Origin of the sequence: Paucisalibacillus globulus (genome assembly GCF_900184735.1) — a bacterium.
In the GTDB taxonomy this organism is placed as follows: domain Bacteria; phylum Bacillota; class Bacilli; order Bacillales; family Amphibacillaceae; genus Ornithinibacillus; species Ornithinibacillus globulus_B.
Genome location: NZ_LT855386.1, coordinates 508394 through 529195 on the forward strand (window position 1 = coordinate 508394; position 20802 = coordinate 529195).

Here is a 20802-nt window from a genome sequence, read left to right on the forward strand (position 1 = left end):
GAGAAATAAAAAAAAGAGTTAAGAGATTTCTCTCTTAACCCCGGAGTAGTGTAATGAATTTCTAAACTAAATATAGGAGAACACAAAAGAAATGACAGATAGTCCCTGCAAGAACAAATAAATGCCAGACCATATGATGATATTTAAATCCTCGCCAAACATAAAATATTGTTCCAAACGTATAGCAAAGACCACCAACCGCTAGCAATACAATTCCACCAAACTCAATATTCTCAACAATTTTATTCCATCCTAAAACAACTAACCAACCCATTAATAGATAAATTAATGTAGAGGTAAATAGGAACTTTTTCACGTAATACGCTTTAAACACTATCCCAGCAACCGCCAAGCCCCAGACAACTCCAAACATTGACCATCCAAGGGCACCTTTTATGACGAGTAAGGTGAATGGCGTATAAGTACCAGCAATAAACAAGTAGATGGAAGAATGGTCGAATATTTCAAATAAATCTTTTGCCTTTCCAGGTGGAAATGCATGTACAAGTGTTGAAGAAGAATAAAGGATAACCATCGTTGCTCCAAAAATTGTAAAACTAACTACATGTACAGCCGTACCATTAAATGCCGCAAAAACGATTAATAGTACTAAACCTGCAATACTCAAGAGTACCCCAATTCCATGTGTTACTGCATTTGCAATTTCCTCACCTTTAGAGAAAGTATGTGTTTCTGCCAATACCAATCATCCCTAACTTTTTTCTTTTTAGTCTTTAATACCATTAACTATAGCAAAAATCATGACAACAAAGCAAAATAACGACTACCCATTTGATTTAGAGTTTATACACATAATGACCAGCTATCGTCTTGTTACATTTGTTCTGGTGCTTGAATACCTAACAAGCGTAGACCTTCTTTCAGCACTACCTTTACGGAACACACTAAAGATAGACGACTAAATAGTTGATCCTCCTCTAATATTTTAACTGTTGCATAATACTTATTAAATGACTTAGATATATCTAACAAAAATTTAGCAATTTGAGATGGGTCATAATCATTCATTGCTTTGTCTATTACTTCTGGAAAAGATAATAACAATTTAATAATTGGCCAAGCCTCTTTGTCATGTATTCTGAGTTGTTGTACTTTCTCATATTGATAGTTTCCTTTTTTTAGTAATGATGCAGCACGTGCATGAGTATACTGCACATATGGACCTGTCTCCCCTTCGAAACGAAGCATATCTTCTAGCGAAAATTCAATATCATTGAGACGATAATTTTTCAAGTCATGAAAGATTATTGCTCCAACCCCTACCTGATTTGCCACTACTTCCTTATTTTCTAAATTTGGATTTTTCTCTTCTATATTTTTCAAAGCTAGGCTGATTGCCTCTTTAATTACCTCTTCCAGTAATACAACTTTCCCTTTACGTGTGGACATTTTCTTGCCATCCTTCAGGATCATTCCAAATGGGATATGTGCCATGCCTTCTTGCCATTCATATCCCATCTTTTTTAAGACAGCAAAAATCTGTTTGAAATGGAGTGTTTGTTCATTACCAACGACATAAAGAGACTTGGTAAAGCGATATTGTTCCTGACGATAAATTGCAGCAGCTAAATCTCTTGTTGCATAAAGTGTTGTACCATCACTTTTTCTAATTAAACACGGTGGTAATTCTTCTACCTCCACAACATGGGCACCATCCGATTTCAATAATAATCCCTTCTCATGCAGTTCTTGGACTACAGGAGCCATCCTATTATTGTAGAATGCCTCCCCATTAAAGGAATCGAATTTAATACCTAATTGTTGATAAATATTCATGAATTCTTTTAGTGACTCTTCGCGAAACCATTTCCACAACTGTAATGCTTGTTCATCCCCCTCTTCTAACTCTTTGAAAGCTGCACGCCCCAGATCATTTAGAGTTGGATTTTTTTCCGCTTCCTTATGAAACTTCACATATAAAGCTAGTAATTCTTTTATTGGACTTTTTCTAACGTCATCTTCGTCTCCCCATTTGTTGTATGCCACAATCAGCTTACCAAATTGTGTTCCCCAATCACCGAGATGGTTAATACGGACAACCTGATACCCCTGTTTCTCTGCAATTAAGGCCAAGGAATTTCCGATTACTGTTGATCGTAAGTGTCCCATAGAAAATGGCTTTGCGATATTTGGCGAAGATAAATCAATGGTCATAACCTTATCTGTTACCGGTAATGAGCTATACTGTTCTTTTTCTTTTAATATTTTATGAATGGTTAGTGTAGATATCGCTTCTTTATTTAGAAAAGTGTTCACATAACCCCCAACCGGCTCTACCTTTTCGGCGATATGTAAAGTAAGCTTTGAAGCAATGTCTTCCGCAATGCTATTGGGTGACTGACGATAATACTTAGCTAATCCAAAACAAGGAAATGCTAAGTCACCTAATGTATCATGCTTAGGCTTCTCGATCAGCATCATGATTTCTTCTTGTGTTAATATATCCCCTATTACTTGTATTAATGATTTTGCAAATTCTAGTTTATACTGCAATCCTTTTCCCTCCAAATCAAATCATAAGGGGACTACCCCTAAATAATAAAAAAACTCTCACCCCTTCCAAACGAAAGAGGCGAGAGTTTGTATGTTATCCCGCGGTACCACTCCAATTATTTTTAACCATAGTTAAAAATCACTCAAAATTATTAACGAGGGTTCGCCCCGACTTTCCCTACTACCATTTCAAGAAAGCATCTCCGAAGTCCGGTTCATCGTTCAAATAAGCACCAGGCTCTCACCATCCCCAGCTCGCTAAGCCACCCAAACAACTACTCTCTTCATCACCGATTTTAAAGTTTTCTCCATTATAGCAAAAGTTTCGGTGCCTGTCACTAGCCGAATTTTGTGATATTTTGTCGAATTATAAATTTTATATCTAACCTTAATAATCTGGTATAATCATCTTAATTAATCTACCACAGAAAGGATCTGTCTATGAGGAACCAAAAGACTCTGATTCAATATACAAATGAAGCAAGTAAAGAATTAAAATCATACTATGGTTATGCTTATCCACTTAACAAAATTTTAGAACTTTTAAATGATAATTATGGACCAGAATTTAAGCTTTATAATATGGAGAGAGATCGACTATCCGATTGTCGTGATGTATTAGAAGATATCCTTACATATCATCCAGATGAAATTGAATTAGTTACCCGTGTATTTGATTCAATCGGTGCATCAAACGTACAAGCATTAAAAGAAGGAAATTACAACGTAAAACCTTCGACTTTTAATAATCTTTTTTACTTTCATAAGTATGAAGTTGCAGTAGTTAGCATTCCAATATACAGCTATGGACATCCTTTTCCAGAGAACTTTATACTTGGAAAAAGCGATGAACAGATTGCTGAATTTCTAACTTTTTATGACGAGATAGAGCGTAAGTCCATGCTTAAAGGTATAACTGTTTTCACTGATACGGATGAAGGACTAGTAAGATCGAAGGAAAACATAACCCAACAAATCAACCGGGAAGACGTTCTATTAGAAGATAGACTAAAAACAGAAATCTTTCGTTCCATTGATGAATTTTTCTTAAATAGTGGTTCTTTCTTTAAGACATACAACATCCCATATAAACGAGGAATCTTACTTTACGGAAGTCCCGGAAATGGAAAAACGACACTGGTTAAATCTATTGCCGGAAGTGTCTCAGCCCCCATTGTCTATTGGCAAATTACTGAATTCACTTCTAGCTATTCCATTAATGATGTTTTTTCCAAAGTATTAAGATTATCTCCAATGGTACTAGTAATCGAGGATATTGATTCTATGCCCGAGCATTGTCGTTCTGTATTTCTAAATACTCTTGATGGTGCGACTACTCAGGAAGGTATATTCTTAATTGGAACAACTAATTATCCAGAAAAAATTGACCCTGCTCTAATCAATCGTGCTGGTCGATTTGACCGTGCATATGAAATAAAACAACCGAACGAGCAACTTAGGAAGAAATATTTAGCAGAAAAAGGTACTAATCAATTTCTTGATGATTCCGAGTTAGATGAGTTGGTTAGAATAACGAATGGCTTATCAATTGCCCAATTAAATGAAGTATATATGTCCATAGCACTTGAATGGCATTATGAAAAACAAGTTGATATCAAAAAAGTAATTCATGATTTACAAACCAATCAGAAAAAAGTCCGTAAGCAAGACTGGATAACAGATCCAGTAGGCGGAATTGGATTCTAACATGTAAAAAGGAACCTCCTCAATTTCATGGAGAGGTTCCTTTTCCATAATTCTTGTAGAACTTTTCAACCTTTTTCAGTATAATAAAAAGCACCTAACAAGAAGGAGTGATAAAAATGAGCAAATCCAAAGCTCAGAAAAAACGGGAAAAATTAGTTCGGGAAGGAAGACTTAATCCTGAAATTAATCGAAGCCCATATGCAAAGTTAGATTTAAGTACAAGAAGAACGAAAACAAAAAAAGACTATCTATACCGCATGAAACACAAGAACCGTCATCCAAAACAAGAGGAAAACGGTTCTTTTTATTTTACCAAAAAACATTTTGTAATTAACTTGAAATCGATATTAACCAGACTTGCCATTTATAAAATGATATGTAGAAGAATTAAAAAGAATAAAGCCATCCCAGTATACAGATGAATATAACGCAGTTTAATAGTTGGTTTATAGAGCCTTAACCAACCAGTAACAACTTGAAAAGATAGTACTAATAATGCCAGAACACCAACTAGCATCTTGCTATGACTAAGAATAAGTCCATAATGATTAACCACTAGTAAACCATGAACCAAAATCGCTAATAATGCAATATTGCCTGTCCAACGGTGTATGGTCACCACCCGCTTAGAAAACCTCGCTAATCTCACTTTTGTCCTTCGGTTAGGAACATTTCTAATCGTTTCAAACACTGCATTTCTCGTCCAATTATATAGAAATAATAAAGCTCCGGTTACACCGAACCATATATGTAAAGGTAAATTGGGGAATGAAAAATAATTAGTGACATTCCAAAGTAAAATAACTAATAAGATAAAATTAAAAAGAAACCATTTACTCATGAAATTTCTCCTTTTTCTCATACTATAACTAAAGATAACATCTACGAATATTAAATACATCACACTTATAAGAGGGGCATGTTTATTTCATGAATAAAGCTGGAATGCAATTAACGCTTCAAACCTCCAGTCTTGTCATTGGCTTTATGGTTTGGGTTCTAATCTCTTCATTAATGACCTATATTCAACAAGACATTTCGTTAACTACCGGACAAGCATCTATCGTGACTGCTATTCCAGTTATACTTGGTTCATTACTTAGAATTCCAATTGGCTTTTACACAGACCAACTTGGTGCACGATGGATATTTTTTATTAGCTTTATCATCTTATTGTTTCCTGTTTTCTATATTAGCATAGCAGATTCTTTTGCCGATCTAGTAATAGGGGGACTTCTACTAGGTATAGGTGGGGCAGTATTTTCCGTAGGTGTAACTTCCCTTCCAAAATATTATCCTAAAGAAAAACATGGCTTTATTAACGGGGTGTATGGAGTAGGTAATATCGGTACAGCAATTACGACCTTTGGCGCTCCTATAATTGCTGAGGCGACAAGTTGGCAAACTGCTGTACGGGTTTTCTTAATACTTCTACTACTATTTGCAGCTTTAGTTTTTATATTTGGAGATCGAAAAGAAAAACGATCAAAGAAATCCTTAATCGAACAAGTTAAAGGGGTCTATAAAAATCCAACTTTATGGTTCTTAAGCTTATTTTATTTTATAACATTTGGTTCATTTGTTGCATTTACCATGTTTTTACCATCATTCCTTGTAGATAACTTTGGCTTAGAACCTGTAGATGCTGGTATCCGTACAGCAATTTTCATTGCCATCACTACATTATTACGGCCAATTGGTGGTCTACTAGCAGATAAATATAATGCTTTTGTCATTTTACTATTCGTCTTTCTAGGGGTATCTTTTTCGGGGGTCTTACTCTCATTTTCTCCAGGCATTAAATGGTACACAGTCGGTTCTTTATGTGTTGCCATAACAGTTGGGATTGGAAATGGAACCATATTCAAATTAGTTCCACTATATTTTTCTCAGCAGGCTGGAATTGTCAATGGTATTGTTTCTGCAATGGGTGGTTTAGGTGGATTTTTTCCTCCGTTATTATTAACAGCAGTAAGCAATATTACAGGTCATCATGCCATTGCTTTCATGCTCCTATCTGAGTTTGCTTTGGTTAGCTTTGTAATTGTAATATTTATGTACTATCGTGATAGGATGAATGTGGAACGTAACATTATCGAAGGAACTGCAGAGGGAATTATGGTAACAAATAAGTCAGGTATTATTCAAAATGTTAACCCAGCATTCACAAGAATTACAGGGTATTCATTGGAAGAAGCGAAGGGCAATACTCCACGGCTTCTTCAATCTGGGAAACATGGAAAAGAATTCTATGATGAACTATGGAAATCTGTAAAAGAAAACGGATATTGGGAAGGTAAGATCTGGAATAAACGAAAGAATGGCGAACTATATCAAGAACTTCTCTCCATCAGCCCCATTAAAAATAATGTTGGAGATACGGTGTATTATGTTGGGATATTTAATGATATATCAGATAGTTGATTAAGAACAGAACCCCCCCTGAGTTTAGGAGACTCTGGGGTTTTGTTTTGTTATATGTTATGTTCCTGTGTGTTTTGGTCTTGAAGACTTGATCCTCTAACCTTATTTCTGTTACTTGTGATCTTGGTGCAATACTAGGGTCACTTGCATTTGGAGCTTACAACTGATTCACATTACCTTGGTACCGAATTACCGGAGCTTGTGACCAATTTCCGTTACCTTGGTACCTAACGTCCTGAGCTTGTGACCGAATTAAATACCTTGGCACCTAATATCCTAAACTTCTAACCAATTCACCCTTCCTTCGCCCCAGACATCCATACATTGTGACCAAGTTACAAAACCATGTACCATCTCACACAGAACTTGCACCCTCCACCCAAATCAAAAAAATAACCTAAGAGCAGCCACTCCTAGGTTATTTCCCAGCTCATAATTCCTGTCTACGATAATTGTTTCTAGAACGGTATTGTTGTGGGGGTCTTGCTGGATATCGAATCGGTAAGCTAAAAATATGGACTAGCTTTGTAAATGGAATCGCTGCAAAAAATGCAAAAGCTGATGCTACATGTACTTTAAACAATAATGGAACCCCAACCATTAGATCATATTGTGGTTGTAAAGCAAACAGGCTTCTGAACCAAGGACCAATTGTTTCCCGATATTCATATTCAACAACAGTCGTGTTAAAAATTAACGTCATATATGTACCTGTTCCTGCTACAAAAAGTAACATGAGTACAGATGCAAAGTCTGCAAATGTTGCTTTAATACGAACTGGATCAATGGTTGATTTCCGAATTAATAAAATGATTAATCCTGCAACAACCATTAAGCCAGCCAATCCCCCTCCCCATATTGCACCAAAATGGTAAAGGTGATCAGATATGCCTAATGCCAGATAAAAATCATGTGGTATAACCATTCCCATGACATGACCAATAAATGCAAAGATAATTCCCCAGTGGAATAATGGCGAACCTATTTTCAGCCATTTTTTTTCAAAGATCTCTGTCGATGGTGCTGCCCAGGTTAGTTGTCTGAAAGCAAATCGATATAACAATCCTAGGATCATAATGGTCAACATAATATACGGGAATATGACCCACCAAAAAATGTGAACCATCGCTATCCCTCCTTTTATTAAATTGGATGCCTTATTCTATTGATACATGATTGGATAAGGCAATTCTTCTAAGTCTGCTTCTTCTCGGTTGTTTTCCAATTGTTCAATTTCTTCCCTGGAAGGGTTAGGAAAAACACGATTCATTAGTATCCTGATAATTTTTGCATAAGGAGTTTCTTCCTCCAGATTTTTGCGAATCCGCTCTAATGCTATCGCCATTCTATATTCTAACCGTTCCTTTTCCTTTATTTCTGGTGCAATTGAAAGGAACTCTAGAAGCATTGGAATGTAATCCACCAGTTCTTCGTCCACACGCTCAAAGCCAGCCTGATTAATTATCTTCTGAAGTTTGATTAGTGCTGCTCCCCTTTTGTTACTGTCACCCAGTTCATGAGCTGTAAGATACATCCCTGTTTTGGCTTTTAAGTCAAATGTAGCAACATACATTTCTTGTATTTCTTTTATTTCTTTATCTTTAAATGAAGAATAAACTTCATTAAATTCTTTTTTAACCTCATCTGACTCAAATGCTTCCTCTGCTAAAGATATTAGTTCTTTCATTTCTTCCATGAATAGATTAGAAGGATATCCTAGCAATCGAGATGCAATTACTAGGATGCCTTGCTTGTCATTACTCATAAATTTTCTCTCACCTTCATATATCCAAAAGTAGGATTGACACCTTCTCGTGGAGCTAGCTCCTCAAGACTACAGGTACCTTGTTTCTCATATAAGTTATCATCCATTTCTCTTCGACCAGTTGGGATGACAAATCGCTCATTATATTTCGCAATTCCAAGTAGGCGTGCCATATCCTCTATTTCTTCTGGATTCGTATCTGCTTGTTTCACTAATTCACTCTGCTTAAATTCATCCACCCCACCAACAGTCTTACCTCTCATATAGACACGCATTGCTGTTAGTTTTAGAAGCACCTTACGAATTACACTAGTATCACCTGCTGATAAGATGGAGGCAAGATATTCCATTGGAATTCGCATTTGATCCACTGCTGGTATATATCCATCCGTGTTTAGTTCATCTTCATTCGTTATGTGGTTCATAATCGGGCTTAGTGGAGGTACATACCAAACCATTGGCATGGTACGATATTCCGGATGAAGTGGTAATGCTATCTTCCATTTCATAGCCATTTTATAAACAGGCGACTCTTTAGCCGCTTCAATCCATGAATCGTTAATTCCATGCTCACGAGCTTTCTCTTGAATATCTGGGTCAAAGGGATCTAAGAAACATCCTAATTGAGCCTCATATAAATCCTGTGGATCCTCCACAGAAGCTGCTTCTTTTACTTTGTCGGCATCGTAGAGAACAACTCCAATATAGCGAATCCTTCCAACACATGTTTCTGAGCAAATCGTTGGTAGTCCTGCTTCTGTACGTGGATAACAGAAATTACATTTCTCTGCTTTATGTGTTTTCCAATTATAATAAACCTTATGATAGGGACAACCGTTCTGACAAAATCTCCAACCACGACAAGCATCGTGATCAACTAATACAATTCCATCCTCGTCACGCTTGTACAAAGCTCCTGCAGGGCAGGAAGCTACACATGAAGGATTTAAGCAATGTTCACAAATTCTTGGCAAGTACATCATAAACGTTTTTTCATATTCCATCTGGATATGCTCCCCAAGCTGTTCTACGTTAGGATCCATTGGAACAATTTCACTACCACCTGCCAAATCATCATCCCAGTTAGAACCCCACTCTGGTTTATCCATATATTCGCCAGTAATTTGTGATTTTGGCCTAGCAACAGGAAGATTTTTCCGTTTCGGACTATGAATTAAATTGTCGTAATCATATGTCCATGGCTCATAGAATTCGTCTAACTTAGCCATATTTGGGTTATAAAAAATATTGGCTAGCTTGGTAATTGGACCACCTGCACGAAGTTTCAATTGTCCGTTCTGTAACTTCCAACCACCCTTATAACGGTCTGTATCTTCCCATCTTCTAGGGTAACCTGGGCCAGGTCTTGTTTCGACATTATTAAACCACATATATTCTGCACCAGGACGGTTTGTCCAAGTATTTTTACAAGTAACAGAGCAGGTATGGCACCCAATACATTTGTCAAGATGCATGACCATTGCCACTTGCGCCTTAATTCTCAAGCCAATCAACCTCCTTCAGTCCTCTGATGATTGCAATCGTGTCTCGTTGATGTCCGGTCGGTCCATAATAGTTAAATCCATAACTTAACTGTGAGTAACCACCAATCATATGGGTTGGTTTTAAGGTAATTCTTGTTACACTATTATGTGTTCCACCACGTTTATTACTAACGGTCGTTCCTGGGACCCCCATTGTTCTGTCCTGTGCATGGTACATATAGGCCATTCCCTTTGGAATACGATAGGTGAGAACTACCCTTGCCGCCACTGCACCGTTCCGATTATATACTTCAATCCAATCATTATCCTTCAGACCAATTGATTTCCCATCATCTTCGTTCATCCAAACAACTTGCCAGCCTCTAAATAAGGTAGACATTTGTGTTGTCTCGGTGAACATGGTATGGATTCCCCATTTTTGGTGTGGTGTTAAATATCTAACCGTAATAGATTCTGTTGTCTCTTTTACAGTATTTTCATTCTTCATAAATGGACCCTTAGTAAGTGGTGGGAGATATAATGGTAGCCCCTCACCAAAATCAAGGATCATCTCATGATCTAAGTAGAAGCTTTGTCTTCCCGTTAACGTACGCCACGGGATGTTATACTCCTTATTCACGGTAAAAGGAGAATAACGTCTATTATCTTTTTCCATACCACTCCAGACAGGTGTTGATATCGATGTTCTGGGTTGAATGGTTAAGGCATCTAACGTAAAATCCTCTTCTTCACGAGCTTCTGCAATCTCCGTTAATTTCTTACCAGTTTTTGCTTCTAGCGATTTCCAACCTTCAACTGCCCGCTTACCATTTGTTGCACCAGACATGAGAAGAATTGCATTGATTGCCTTTTTATCTGTAAGCAAGTCTGGATTACCTTTTCCAATTCCCTCACGCTTACTAACACCAAGCCTATCCTTCAATTCTTCATACACTTTTTCTCCAGGTATCTTTACTCCTTTACCACCATAGCCATTTTTAAGATTTGGTCCAATAGTCGTCATCTTTTGATAGACATTTGGATAGTCTCGTTTCACAACAGCAAGGTTAGGCATTGTTTTTCCTGGAATGGCCTCTACTTCACCATTACGCCAATCCTTTATTTGACCATATTCTTGAGCAATTTCATCAACTGAATCGTGACCTAATGGACGCATCATGATTTCTTCTTGTTCAGGGAGATGTGTCTCAGCAAGTTCTGAGAATACTTTTGCGATTTCTCGGAAAGAGTCCCAGTCACTTTTAGCTTTCCATGGTGGTGATATGGCAGCATTAAATGGATGAACAAATGGGTGCATATCCGTACTACTAATATCAAATTTTTCATACCAAGTTGCTGCTGGAAGCACGATATCCGAGAAAAGTCCTGAACTAGTCATACGGAAATCAATACTAACAAATAGGTCTGTCTTTCCTTCCGGAGGTTTTCCGTCTACTTTTACATGTTCGGGTTGCCAGGAATGGGCAGGCTCTGAGAGGACAGCATTATCCGCACCTATTAAATGCTTCGCAAAATATTCATGTCCTTTCCCACTATCACCTAAAAGATTTGAGCGCCAATTGAAGAATAGTCTTGGAAAATTTTGTGGATCATCTGGATTTTCAATAGCCCATTCTATTTCTCCATTCTTGATCCGCTCTACTACATCATTAACTATTTCTTGTGGCGTAGTTGCTCCCCGTTCTTTGCTCTCTTTCACAAGATCGATTGAATTCTGAGTGAACTGTGGAAAAGATGGTAACCAGCCCAGTCGAGCCGCTAAAGCGTTTACATCAGCGGGATGCATGTGGTTATATTTTCCACTCCAAGTTGTGTTTTCCTTGTTGATTTCATCCTCATAACGAAACTGATCCGTTGCAAAGTAAAAGAATGACGTACCATTTTGTAAACGTGCCGCAGATCCCCAATCACCAGCAAATGCAACCTGTTGCCACCCTTCAACTGGGCGGACCTTTTCTTGACCAACATAATGAGCCCAACCACCACCATTAACACCTTGGGAACCGGTTAATAGGATTAAGTTTAGGATAGAGCGATATATTTGATCACTATGATACCAGTGGTTAGTACCTCCACCCATTGCAATCATTGATTTTCCTTTAGTTCGAGCTGCGTTATCGGCAAACTCCTTAGCAACCATAATGACATGATTTCTGTTAACACCTGTGATACTCTCCTGCCAACTAGGTGTATATGGTTTCGGATCGTTGTAGTCAACTGGATAGTCACCCGTAAGACCCCTATCAACCCCAACATGGGCCATCATTAGATCAAAAACGGTTGTAACTGTTAAATCATTCCCGTTTTTGTCCTTCATATTTTTTACTGGGACACCTCGTGTTACCGTTCCACCTTCTTTTTCCGCAAAATATGGAAAGGTGACTTGAGCTACTGCATCAGAGGTTTCTAAAAAGCTTAGTCTTGGTTTTATCTGACTTCCGTCTTCCTTCTCTAGATCTAGATTCCACTTACTTCCACCGTCCCATCTAAAACCCTGACTTCCATTCGGTGTTTCAATTTGATTGGTAACCTCGTTCCATACGACTGTTTTCCATTCACCAAGATTTTCTTCATCATGAAAGTCGGAACTACGTAAGAAACGACCTGTCCGTGTTTCACCATTATGATTTTTTAACATTACTAAAAAGGGTAGATCTGTGTACTGTTTTACATAATCCATAAAATACGGAGTCTGTTTCTTCACATAAAATTCGGTAAGAATCACATGTGTCATCGCCATCGCTAAAGCACCATCCGTACCAGCACGTGCAGGTAACCAAATATCTGCAAATTTGTCGTACTCTGCATAATCTGGACTAACACCTACTACTTTCGTTCCGTTATATCGAGCCTCTACCATAAAGTGTGCGTCTGGTGTTCTAGTTTGTGGTAGGTTGGTACCCCAAATGATAAAGTATTTCGTATTGTACCAATCCGCACTCTCTGGTACATCTGTTTGTTCACCCCATACTTGCGGTGATGCGGGTGGTAAATCTGCATACCAATCATAGAAACTTAAAATGGTCGCACCAAGTAAGGAGAGAAAACGCGCACCACCGGCATAACTAACCATGGACATCGCAGGAATAGGGCTGAATCCGACAATTCGATCTGGTCCGTATTTTTTTATCGTATGAATTGCAGAGCTTGCAATCATCTCACAAACTTCACGCCACTCTGCACGTACAAAGCCCCCTTTACCACGTGCTTTTACATAGAGACTCCGCTTACTTGGGTCACTTACAATGTTCTCCCAAGCTACTACAGGGTCGTGGCCTTGTTCACGCTCTTGTTTCCACAATTCAAATAAATCACCACGTACATAAGGATATTTCACCCGAGCTGGACTATAGGTATACCAAGAAAAGCTAGCACCCCTTGGGCACCCTCTGGGTTCATATTCTGGAAAATCATCTCCAGTTGATGGATAATCCGTTTGCTGTGTTTCCTGTGTAATGATTCCATCTTTTACATAGATCTTCCAGCTACAGGATCCAGTACAGTTAACCCCATGAGTAGAACGTACTATTTTATCGTGGCCCCATCTATTTCGGTAAATATCTTCAGAGTCCCGTGACTTAGGGCTTTCCTCTGTCCAGCCTTCATTTATCACGTTACCACGCTTTATGTACTTAAACTTTTCTAGTAACTTATTATTTATTTTCATTTACATGCCCCCGTCTCTGAAGGTACTTAGTGGATTAAATCGGTCCCCAACAATTCGAAAACTACCTTCTTCTTGTAGTTCTTCTAGAAAAACCTTGTTGGTTGGAGCATTAGCTGCAACTAGAATAAGTCTCTCAAGCGTATTTAAGTCACTTATTTCATAAATACTTTGGACAATATCCGGACTCATCTCGCCAAAGCGCATACGTAAGATAGAAAGCAAATCTTCACGGTCCTGTACCAAACCTGCTTCTTCTTCAAATAAAAACACAACATCTTCCTCCTTTTTCTCTTCAGTTCCAACACTAACCAGGAGTGAGGTGGAACTTCATTCTAAGGTGCATAGATTTTAAAGTAATCATCAATTAACACTTCGGTACATGCTTCACCAGTTTTGGCCACGAACTCTCTAATGTCATCACTAATTTCAGCAATTTCTTTATGAGGGAAGAATTTAGATTCTTTGTTTGAGAAAGTTTCTCCAAAACGGATTGTTATCTCCATTCCTTCATCCATAATGGATGCATCAATCTGTATATCATAGGAATGAATATTATGTTTATCTTCTAATTCTTGTATTATGTAGTTGTACAGTTTAGGGGAAACAATTCTTAACGATTTCTGTTTTATTTCCGTCTTACTATCATTCATACTAGTCACCTCCAAATGCCCCTGAACAGGTAGTTGAATGGGCTAATGATGTGGAAGAATCCGCTCTTCCTCAAGATTGTGATATTCATCTACATGTACTAATGAATAAAACTGTTCCAAAACCGTCTTGGTGATTCCGTCCGTATCTAATGTATCTTTAATCCTTTTCACCAAATAACGTAATGTATCATGGTCTCTTTTCAAGGCAATAATTGAATCTCTTAATTCTGGGTTTTCTTCTTCTAACTCCCTGTATAGTCCTTTTTCCTCCGCTTCCGCATGACGGAGTGTTCTAGTTTCCCAGTGTTCCACCGTCACATAGGCAATCTCTAATGCTTTTTCCAAATCATTATGCTCAAGAAGCTTTGCTAAAATTTCATTTAATTCTCTCGCTTCATTCAATGCAGCCTCATGTATAGCCGCGTGACTTTCAGCATGTTTTAACCCTGGACCAGACATCTTAATCCACCCTCCAATTAAATTCTTTTTTGGAAATACCTGCTAAAAAATATACATATTCCATTATTAGATATAGAGACCCTTTTTATACATGTTTCGACAAGCGTGATGAAATTGTCGAAACTCAACTATCAACCTAAACCCCTAATTATTTATGGATAGCTGATAAACAGAAATGCTTAGTTACATCCTTGAAACATATGTAAAGATTGTGTCTTGAGTTGGTATTTTTACCAGTTCTTGGAGCCTTTCTTAGTTAAGGAAGATTCTTCCACGCACCTTCGTACCCCTTGTCCTATCTTGATTTACTAGATTGAAAGATTATTTTCCATTTTTTACTACTGATAAAGTATGTTACATCTAGTAATCTCGTAAGTGGTACAGAGAAACTGACCTGTAAATGTTTATATTCGACATTACTTTAATGAAATCTTTATATATAAATACACTTAGGAGGCACAACATGAATAAATTTAAAAGATTATTAATAACATCGACATTATGTTTATCTATTTTTGCATTACCAGTAGTTAGTGGAGCTTCACCTTATACTGTTCAAAATGGTGATACGTTTTGGAAGATAGCTCAAAAATACGGTACTACAGTTGCAAACCTACAAATTGCTAATGGTCGTAGTGGAAGTCTATTATTTGCTGGCGAATCTATTCAAGTACCAGATTATGTTTCTAAGGCGGATAAAGAATTAATGGCAAAATTAGTACATGCTGAGGCTAAAGGTGAACCATACGCTGGAAAAGTAGCCGTTGCAACCGTCATTCTAAATCGAGTGGACCATAAAGAATTCCCTAATACTATTAAAGAAGTTATCTATGAAAAATCAGGTGGTTATTATGCATTTACTCCTGTTCAAAATGGAGAGATCAATGGTGGCTACACTGCCGAGGATATGAGGGCGGTTAATGAAGCCATCGCCTTTCGTGGACAAGGGAATGGATCGATTTACTTCTATAATCCAAAAACAGCAAAAAGCAACTGGATTACGACACGTGAAGTAACTGTGACGATTGGTAATCACCGCTTTGCCAAATAAAAGAAAATGACTGTTAAAAATAATATTGCCAGGTACCGATACGAGACAAAAGTCTTCATATCGGTACCTGGCACTTCTTATTACCGATTCTTATTGACACACCATAAGCATGTTACCATCTGGGTCTTTAATAGTGAAAAAGTGACCATGTTCAATTCCTGTTACTAATTCTACTCCGTTGTCTTTCATGAATTGGAAGGACTTATAAATATCGTCAGTTGCAAATTGAATAAATGGAATGTTTATTGGATTAATTTTATCCTCACTTTCTCTCCATAACGGCATTTCATCCAGCACAACACTAGTCCCTTTCATATCTAATACACATAGATGACCATGCATGATTTCTCCGTCAATCCCAAGTATTTTCCCATACCATTCTTTTGCTTTTTCTATTTCATTAACTGGAATAAAGACTGTATTTACCACATTCTTTACCGGACTATTCATCTCAATCTCCCCCTTTATTTTTTATCCCAATCTACAGGGAACTTATCCAACTGAGGCTTGATTCCCAATTCATCTGCAGCTGCTAAGATAAACTCTTTTCTAAAGTAATAACTCCGATGAAATACAATTTTTCCATTTTCCACTTCTTGATACTGTATATCATGAATTAGAGGACCCTCGTTACTTTCAGCAATCTTAAGGATTACCAATCTACCCCATAACCAATGTTCTTCGGCACGATAGGAAGGAAGTCCATTCTGCATGGATCCTTTTCGAATTGATTCTGCAGAAAACTCTTGGAAACCAAGAGATGCCTCATGATGTAGGTGCTCACTAAGTACTTCAAATAGTGCATCAAGGTCTCCACTATTTATTGCTTTTATGTAGGTCTGAATAACCTTATCTTGCGTTATATTCTCGTATTGTTTATCTAATTTATTTCCAGTACAAAAGTCCATCGTACTAAGCCGCTTCTCCATTCTTCTTAAAGTTGAATAGATCGCACCTTTAGTAGTTTTAATAATACTTGCAACTTCTTCTGCTTTAAATTTAAAAACTTTAACCAATAAAAACACGGATACTTGTCTCGGGGTAAACAAGTTCACCAAATATTCAAGGGCTTCCTCTACATCTAGATTATCTGAAAAGTACTCACCTTGTTCTTCCACTTCCTCAAGTGTTCCAACAATGCGCTTTTCTCTTCGGCAATGGTCAATCCATGTATTAGTAGCAACTCTATATAAGTAAGACTTTGGGTTTTCAGGATGCCACACTTGATAAAATCCACCAAAGGCCTTAATTAACGTTTCTTGGAATAAATCTTCCCCATCCCAAGGAGAGCCTGTTAAATATCGACAATATTTCCATAAGTCTTGACGAAACTCAAGAATTAAGTTACTAAACTCATCTCTTAACTCCCTCGATTTCTCTGTAAAAAGCATAGCTTTTTCCTCAATTGAATTCATCTTCTTCCTCCTTCATCATATCTCTACTTATACAAACGAATTTCGAATAAAAAATTGTACTACCTTACAAAAATATTCTTCTATATATCTTTTCAACAAAGAAAAGCTATATCCCTTTAAAAAATTCGACAAGTTTCAGGCTCTTATCGAATTGATCAATTAACTCATGAAAAATGCCTGCCGTGTGCTAACTTCATTCGAAATATAGCACATGACAGGCATCATTTTAATTAAACAACTTTTAAACCAGCAACACCAATTATAATAGCGAATAAACTTACAACTCTAAACAAATTCTTAGATTCCCCAAAGAATAGCATATTCATAAGAACTACTCCACCGGTTCCAACCCCAGTCCATGTAGCATAGGCAATACTAGTTGGTAGATAATCAAAAGAAGCATAGATAAAGGTAAACGAAAGACCAAGTCCACCCGCATAAAGAAGTGCATTGGTTATATTTCTTTTTTCCGTATAGCGATTCAAACCCCAAACACCTACGAGCTCATTCACAGCAGCTAACACAACATATAACCAGCCCATTATTCTAACACTCCCTTCGATTCTTTTTTGTCATCGGATAGTTTTAAACCAACAACCCCTGCAATGATCAACATAATAAAGAAAATCTTAGCTATACTGATTTGTTCATGAAAAATGAAAATATCCATTAAAAATGTTCCAACCGTACCAAACCCTGCAAATATTGCATACACCGTACCAGTAGGAAGTCCTTCACAAGCTTTAGCAAGAAAATGTAAATCTAATATAATAAATGAAACTATTAATGCCCAATGCCACCAGGTAGATGCCGTGTTGAACCCATAAATCCAAACCAGTTCAGCTAAACTCGTTAACACCACATACATCCATGATTTATTCATACTAACACTCTCCATTTTCTCCGTGACTGACATTCAGTCATTTTATGCCTAAAAGAAAATTCCTTTTTAAATAAAGGAAGTATTTCTTTTATTATTCAAAACTATGGGCATCTTTTAGTGAGCTATTGGTATTAATCTTCTATTTGATTTATCTTTACCCCTAAACCATACATGGAAAACTCCCAGACTTCTTTTTTCTTAATTGCTTCCATATCCTTATCGCCATGAGAATATAGAAATGTCTGTTCTGCTGCTGATTCAATTAAATCAATTAAAAGTACAGCAGTTTGGTCAGGATCCAAGTTTTGACGTAAGGTTCCAGCGTCTTTTGCTTGACTCAAAAATCTACTCATCCAAGTATAATATTGCGAATACAGTGCTTCCCATTCCTGTAAGTAATCTGTTGATGCAAGACCTGCATAAACCAAAGCAAAAATTTGGCGGTATTCTTTTGTAACAGAAAAGGCTACATCAATAACGTCCTTCATCTGAGTAGAAAAGGGATCATTTTTATTAACTTTCTTAATAATTTCATTCAACGTTTTTTCGACCATTACCTCTGCAATAGATGGTATGACCGATAATTTAGAAGAAAAATAAATATAAAAAGTCCCCTGTGCTATGCCAGCCTTCTTCACAATATCAGATACTTTTGTTTTCTCTAAGCCCTTTTCCGTAAATACATCCATTGCTGCATGTATAATCCGTTCTTTTTTATTATCCATTTTGTATCCTCCACCAAAATGACTGATTGTCATTCATTATACAGTAATTTTCAAAAAAGTCAATACGAATACCTGAAATGGGTGTATAATCACCCGACACTATTAATGAATCTTCTCCTGATTCTAACTATATTCTACATGGTTAAGGAATAAAATAGCTAGCAATAAGAATAATAACCATAACTTATCATAAGGTGCGATAATCATGATCTTTACGTTGATCTCTGCATTTATTTTTATAGTCATTGCCTATTTCATACATAAACGGATTAGCTATATGGAAATGTACACAGCTGTCCTATTTTCAGCAGTTTTTCAATTAATTGTAGATATTTTATTAGAATTTAAGTATGAGCTATATGGATACTTTGATAAAGGGGTTGACTATCAAACATTTATCTTTATTCTCATGATTTATCCATCACTTACCGTTATTTTTTTAAACTACTTACCTTTAGGAAGAGGAAAAATAATTTTTATCTTATACATGTTAGGTTGGATCATATTTGCCATTATTTATGAGTACTTTGCTGTTCAAGTAGGCGCATTTTATTATGTGAATTGGAAGCTTTGGTATTCAGCTATTATTTACCCTTTCGTTTATTTATTAATTGTCCTTAATTTCCTATTCATTAGAAAGTTAATAGCAGTGAATACAAAGTAATATATTTGGAGCGATTACCATGCATTTTGTTTACAATCTTTTATTTTTACTAGCTGGCTGGAAATGGGGAAAGTGGCAAGAATGGAGAAAATACTACTCGACAATTTTGTTCTTCATTCTATGTGACTTTTTTGCTAATGTTTTAACATATAACTATCCCCTATGGCGATATCAGGAAAGTATATTTGCAACGAATATATTAAGTAATCATTCTTATATATCCATCATGATCATGTTTATTGTGTACCCTGCTACAACCTTAATCTATCTTGGGCATTTTCCTAAGGAAACAGGTAAAAAGATTCTTTGGATTTTATTTTGGGTATTGCTTTATTGGATAGTTGAATTTATCAATCTACATCATTTAAAGCTCATAAGACATGATAATGGATGGTCTATGGGTTGGTCGTTTATATTTGATGTTGTAATGTTCACAGCAATTTGGGCACATTACCGAAAACCAATCATTGCTTGGGTGATTGCCATTATCTGGTCTATTATTATCATCCTTTTTTTCAGAATCCCTATCTGGTCCTTACCTTAACACCAACAAAAAAGGGGAAAAGCTTAAATGCTTTTCGCCCCTGCAACACCATTAATTGAATAAGTTGCTGTAATCTCTGCACTCAGTGAATGAGAAACCGAACAGTATTTTTCCATAGATAATTCAATCGCACGTACTACTTTGTCTTCTGGTAATTCTCCTTCAAGCGCATAATGGAGATTTACCTTGGTGAATTTTTTCGGATGTTCATCGGCACGTTCCCCACTAACGTCCATTTGGAATGAGGTTGGGTTGAGTCTCATTTTTGTCAAGATTGATATGATATCAATCCCAGTACACCCTGCAACTGCACTAAGTAATAACTCGGTCGGCCTTGCACCAGTATTTTCTCCACCAACAGATTCGGCTGCGTCCATTTTAAGTTCGTGTCCAGATGGTGCAAAACCAGTAAAAGCCATTTTACCATCCCATTTTACATTCATCTCCATTTAGAATCCCTCCATATAATTTATCCTTCTGACCTGTAGTTTGCCTCTATTTGGAGTAAATTACAACTATATTGATTCTGTTATTCAATAGAGCAAGGCTATTCGTAAGTTACTATTGATAGGAACTTCACGGTAAATAGTTTAATTACAACAAAATTAGTTATTGGGTATAGCTGTACGACACCGCTCCGGCAGAATACTCCGCTTTCCGCGGGCCCGGCCTCAGCCTCCTCGAGGGAAGTTCGCCTCTGCGGGGTCTTCGGACACGTGCTTTTCCCGCAGGAGTCTACGTATTCTGCCTGCGCTAGTTTGGACTTTCTAAATTATGGTTGGTTTTAGATTTAAACAATAAGGTTAGAGGTTCGATGAGTTTCCAATAA

General features: G+C 37.0%; 22 protein-coding genes and 1 other annotated feature. Of the genes, 6 read left to right on the plus strand and 16 right to left on the minus strand.

Annotated features, from left to right (window positions below; genetic code table 11):
* Positions 1-61 precede the first annotated feature (61 nt).
* Together trhA and argS are read right to left on the minus strand one after the other, a co-directional pair.
* Positions 62-700: a PAQR family membrane homeostasis protein TrhA gene (trhA, locus tag BN999_RS04595; protein WP_096270202.1), complete on the minus strand. Its 639-nt coding sequence runs from the start codon at positions 698-700 to the stop codon at positions 62-64.
* Between the two features lie 134 nt (positions 701-834).
* Positions 835-2514 (minus strand): arginine--tRNA ligase, encoded by a 1680-nt coding sequence (gene argS, locus BN999_RS04600; protein ID WP_096270203.1) that lies wholly within the window; start codon positions 2512-2514, stop codon positions 835-837.
* 72 nt (positions 2515-2586) lie between these two features.
* Positions 2587-2814: a binding site (T-box leader), on the minus strand.
* A 141-nt stretch (positions 2815-2955) separates the two neighbouring features.
* Here argS and BN999_RS04605 point away from each other — a divergent pair.
* Both BN999_RS04605 and BN999_RS20980 read left to right on the plus strand, forming a co-directional pair.
* Positions 2956-4221, plus strand: a complete 1266-nt coding sequence (locus BN999_RS04605; protein ID WP_096270204.1) for an AAA family ATPase — start codon at positions 2956-2958, stop codon at positions 4219-4221.
* A 116-nt stretch (positions 4222-4337) separates the two neighbouring features.
* The gene (locus tag BN999_RS20980) at positions 4338-4643 is read left to right on the plus strand and encodes a hypothetical protein (RefSeq protein ID WP_255247399.1); all 306 of its coding nucleotides are present in this window, start codon (positions 4338-4340) and stop codon (positions 4641-4643) included.
* On the opposite strand, the gene BN999_RS04615 is transcribed toward BN999_RS20980, so the two are convergent.
* Positions 4586-5062, minus strand: coding sequence for a hypothetical protein (locus tag BN999_RS04615; RefSeq protein WP_096270205.1), 477 nt, complete (start codon positions 5060-5062; stop codon positions 4586-4588). The genes BN999_RS20980 and BN999_RS04615 overlap by 58 nt on opposite strands.
* Positions 5063-5151: 89 nt before the next feature.
* Here BN999_RS04615 and BN999_RS04620 point away from each other — a divergent pair, with 89 nt between their 5' ends.
* On the plus strand, positions 5152-6645 hold the full coding sequence (locus tag BN999_RS04620) for a nitrate/nitrite transporter (RefSeq protein WP_096270206.1): 1494 nt from the start codon (positions 5152-5154) through the stop codon (positions 6643-6645).
* 430 nt (positions 6646-7075) lie between these two features.
* Here the strand turns inward: BN999_RS04620 and narI are convergent, their stop codons facing one another.
* From narI to BN999_RS04655, 7 genes are all read right to left on the minus strand, one after another.
* Complete coding sequence (gene narI, locus BN999_RS04625) at positions 7076-7771, minus strand: respiratory nitrate reductase subunit gamma (RefSeq protein ID WP_096270207.1); 696 nt, start codon at positions 7769-7771, stop codon at positions 7076-7078.
* 36 nt (positions 7772-7807) lie between these two features.
* On the minus strand, positions 7808-8410 hold the full coding sequence (narJ, locus tag BN999_RS04630; protein ID WP_096270208.1) for a nitrate reductase molybdenum cofactor assembly chaperone: 603 nt from the start codon (positions 8408-8410) through the stop codon (positions 7808-7810).
* Positions 8407-9915, minus strand: coding sequence for a nitrate reductase subunit beta (narH, locus tag BN999_RS04635; protein ID WP_096270209.1), 1509 nt, complete (start codon positions 9913-9915; stop codon positions 8407-8409). Before narH ends, narJ begins: the two co-directional genes overlap by 4 nt.
* Complete coding sequence (locus BN999_RS04640; protein WP_096270210.1) at positions 9905-13582, minus strand: nitrate reductase subunit alpha; 3678 nt, start codon at positions 13580-13582, stop codon at positions 9905-9907. The genes narH and BN999_RS04640 overlap by 11 nt, the downstream gene beginning before the upstream one ends.
* Positions 13583-13852 (minus strand): hypothetical protein, encoded by a 270-nt coding sequence (locus BN999_RS04645; RefSeq protein ID WP_096270211.1) that lies wholly within the window; start codon positions 13850-13852, stop codon positions 13583-13585. It lies immediately after the preceding gene.
* A gap of 62 nt (positions 13853-13914) precedes the next feature.
* Positions 13915-14232: a hypothetical protein gene (locus BN999_RS04650; RefSeq protein ID WP_096270212.1), complete on the minus strand. Its 318-nt coding sequence runs from the start codon at positions 14230-14232 to the stop codon at positions 13915-13917.
* 42 nt (positions 14233-14274) lie between these two features.
* A complete protein-coding gene (locus tag BN999_RS04655; RefSeq protein ID WP_096270213.1) occupies positions 14275-14691 on the minus strand; it encodes a hemerythrin domain-containing protein in 417 nt (138 codons plus the stop codon).
* Between the two features lie 463 nt (positions 14692-15154).
* On the opposite strand from BN999_RS04655, the gene BN999_RS04660 reads away from it, so the two are divergent.
* Complete coding sequence (locus BN999_RS04660) at positions 15155-15742, plus strand: cell wall hydrolase (protein ID WP_096270214.1); 588 nt, start codon at positions 15155-15157, stop codon at positions 15740-15742.
* 90 nt (positions 15743-15832) lie between these two features.
* On the opposite strand, the gene BN999_RS04665 is transcribed toward BN999_RS04660, so the two are convergent.
* The 5 genes from BN999_RS04665 to BN999_RS04685 form a co-directional block, all read right to left on the minus strand.
* Entirely contained in the window at positions 15833-16192 is a 360-nt protein-coding gene (locus BN999_RS04665; RefSeq protein ID WP_096270215.1) for a VOC family protein, read from the minus strand.
* A gap of 14 nt (positions 16193-16206) precedes the next feature.
* Positions 16207-17157 (minus strand): RNA polymerase sigma factor, encoded by a 951-nt coding sequence (locus BN999_RS04670; RefSeq protein ID WP_096270216.1) that lies wholly within the window; start codon positions 17155-17157, stop codon positions 16207-16209.
* A gap of 230 nt (positions 17158-17387) precedes the next feature.
* On the minus strand, positions 17388-17699 hold the full coding sequence (locus BN999_RS04675; protein ID WP_096270217.1) for a DMT family transporter: 312 nt from the start codon (positions 17697-17699) through the stop codon (positions 17388-17390).
* Positions 17699-18040, minus strand: coding sequence for a DMT family transporter (locus tag BN999_RS04680; protein WP_096270218.1), 342 nt, complete (start codon positions 18038-18040; stop codon positions 17699-17701). The genes BN999_RS04675 and BN999_RS04680 overlap by 1 nt, the downstream gene beginning before the upstream one ends.
* A 131-nt stretch (positions 18041-18171) precedes the next feature.
* Positions 18172-18765, minus strand: a complete 594-nt coding sequence (locus BN999_RS04685) for a TetR family transcriptional regulator (RefSeq protein ID WP_096270219.1) — start codon at positions 18763-18765, stop codon at positions 18172-18174.
* Between the two features lie 205 nt (positions 18766-18970).
* On the opposite strand from BN999_RS04685, the gene BN999_RS04690 reads away from it, so the two are divergent.
* Positions 18971-19429, plus strand: coding sequence for a CBO0543 family protein (locus BN999_RS04690; RefSeq protein WP_096270220.1), 459 nt, complete (start codon positions 18971-18973; stop codon positions 19427-19429).
* Positions 19430-19448: 19 nt separating this feature from the next.
* The gene (locus BN999_RS04695; RefSeq protein ID WP_096270221.1) at positions 19449-19973 is read left to right on the plus strand and encodes a CBO0543 family protein; all 525 of its coding nucleotides are present in this window, start codon (positions 19449-19451) and stop codon (positions 19971-19973) included.
* Positions 19974-19996: 23 nt separating this feature from the next.
* Here BN999_RS04695 and BN999_RS04700 read toward each other — a convergent pair whose 3' ends face one another.
* Entirely contained in the window at positions 19997-20422 is a 426-nt protein-coding gene (locus tag BN999_RS04700) for an OsmC family protein (protein ID WP_096270222.1), read from the minus strand.
* Positions 20423-20802: the final 380 nt, after the last annotated feature.

Coding starts and splice junctions, on each gene's coding strand:
- BN999_RS04605 (WP_096270204.1), top strand. CDS start 2,956: ATGAGGAACCAAAAGACTCTGATTCAATATACAAATGAAGCAAGTAAA.
- BN999_RS20980 (WP_255247399.1), top strand. CDS start 4,338: ATGAGCAAATCCAAAGCTCAGAAAAAACGGGAAAAATTAGTTCGGGAA.
- BN999_RS04615 (WP_096270205.1), bottom strand. CDS start 5,062: ATGAGTAAATGGTTTCTTTTTAATTTTATCTTATTAGTTATTTTACTT.
- BN999_RS04620 (WP_096270206.1), top strand. CDS start 5,152: ATGAATAAAGCTGGAATGCAATTAACGCTTCAAACCTCCAGTCTTGTC.
- narI (WP_096270207.1), bottom strand. CDS start 7,771: ATGGTTCACATTTTTTGGTGGGTCATATTCCCGTATATTATGTTGACC.
- narJ (WP_096270208.1), bottom strand. CDS start 8,410: ATGAGTAATGACAAGCAAGGCATCCTAGTAATTGCATCTCGATTGCTA.
- BN999_RS04640 (WP_096270210.1), bottom strand. CDS start 13,582: ATGAAAATAAATAATAAGTTACTAGAAAAGTTTAAGTACATAAAGCGT.
- BN999_RS04650 (WP_096270212.1), bottom strand. CDS start 14,232: ATGAATGATAGTAAGACGGAAATAAAACAGAAATCGTTAAGAATTGTT.
- BN999_RS04655 (WP_096270213.1), bottom strand. CDS start 14,691: ATGTCTGGTCCAGGGTTAAAACATGCTGAAAGTCACGCGGCTATACAT.
- BN999_RS04660 (WP_096270214.1), top strand. CDS start 15,155: ATGAATAAATTTAAAAGATTATTAATAACATCGACATTATGTTTATCT.
- BN999_RS04665 (WP_096270215.1), bottom strand. CDS start 16,192: ATGAATAGTCCGGTAAAGAATGTGGTAAATACAGTCTTTATTCCAGTT.
- BN999_RS04670 (WP_096270216.1), bottom strand. CDS start 17,157: ATGAATTCAATTGAGGAAAAAGCTATGCTTTTTACAGAGAAATCGAGG.
- BN999_RS04675 (WP_096270217.1), bottom strand. CDS start 17,699: ATGGGCTGGTTATATGTTGTGTTAGCTGCTGTGAATGAGCTCGTAGGT.
- BN999_RS04680 (WP_096270218.1), bottom strand. CDS start 18,040: ATGAATAAATCATGGATGTATGTGGTGTTAACGAGTTTAGCTGAACTG.
- BN999_RS04685 (WP_096270219.1), bottom strand. CDS start 18,765: ATGGATAATAAAAAAGAACGGATTATACATGCAGCAATGGATGTATTT.
- BN999_RS04690 (WP_096270220.1), top strand. CDS start 18,971: ATGATCTTTACGTTGATCTCTGCATTTATTTTTATAGTCATTGCCTAT.
- BN999_RS04695 (WP_096270221.1), top strand. CDS start 19,449: ATGCATTTTGTTTACAATCTTTTATTTTTACTAGCTGGCTGGAAATGG.
- BN999_RS04700 (WP_096270222.1), bottom strand. CDS start 20,422: ATGGAGATGAATGTAAAATGGGATGGTAAAATGGCTTTTACTGGTTTT.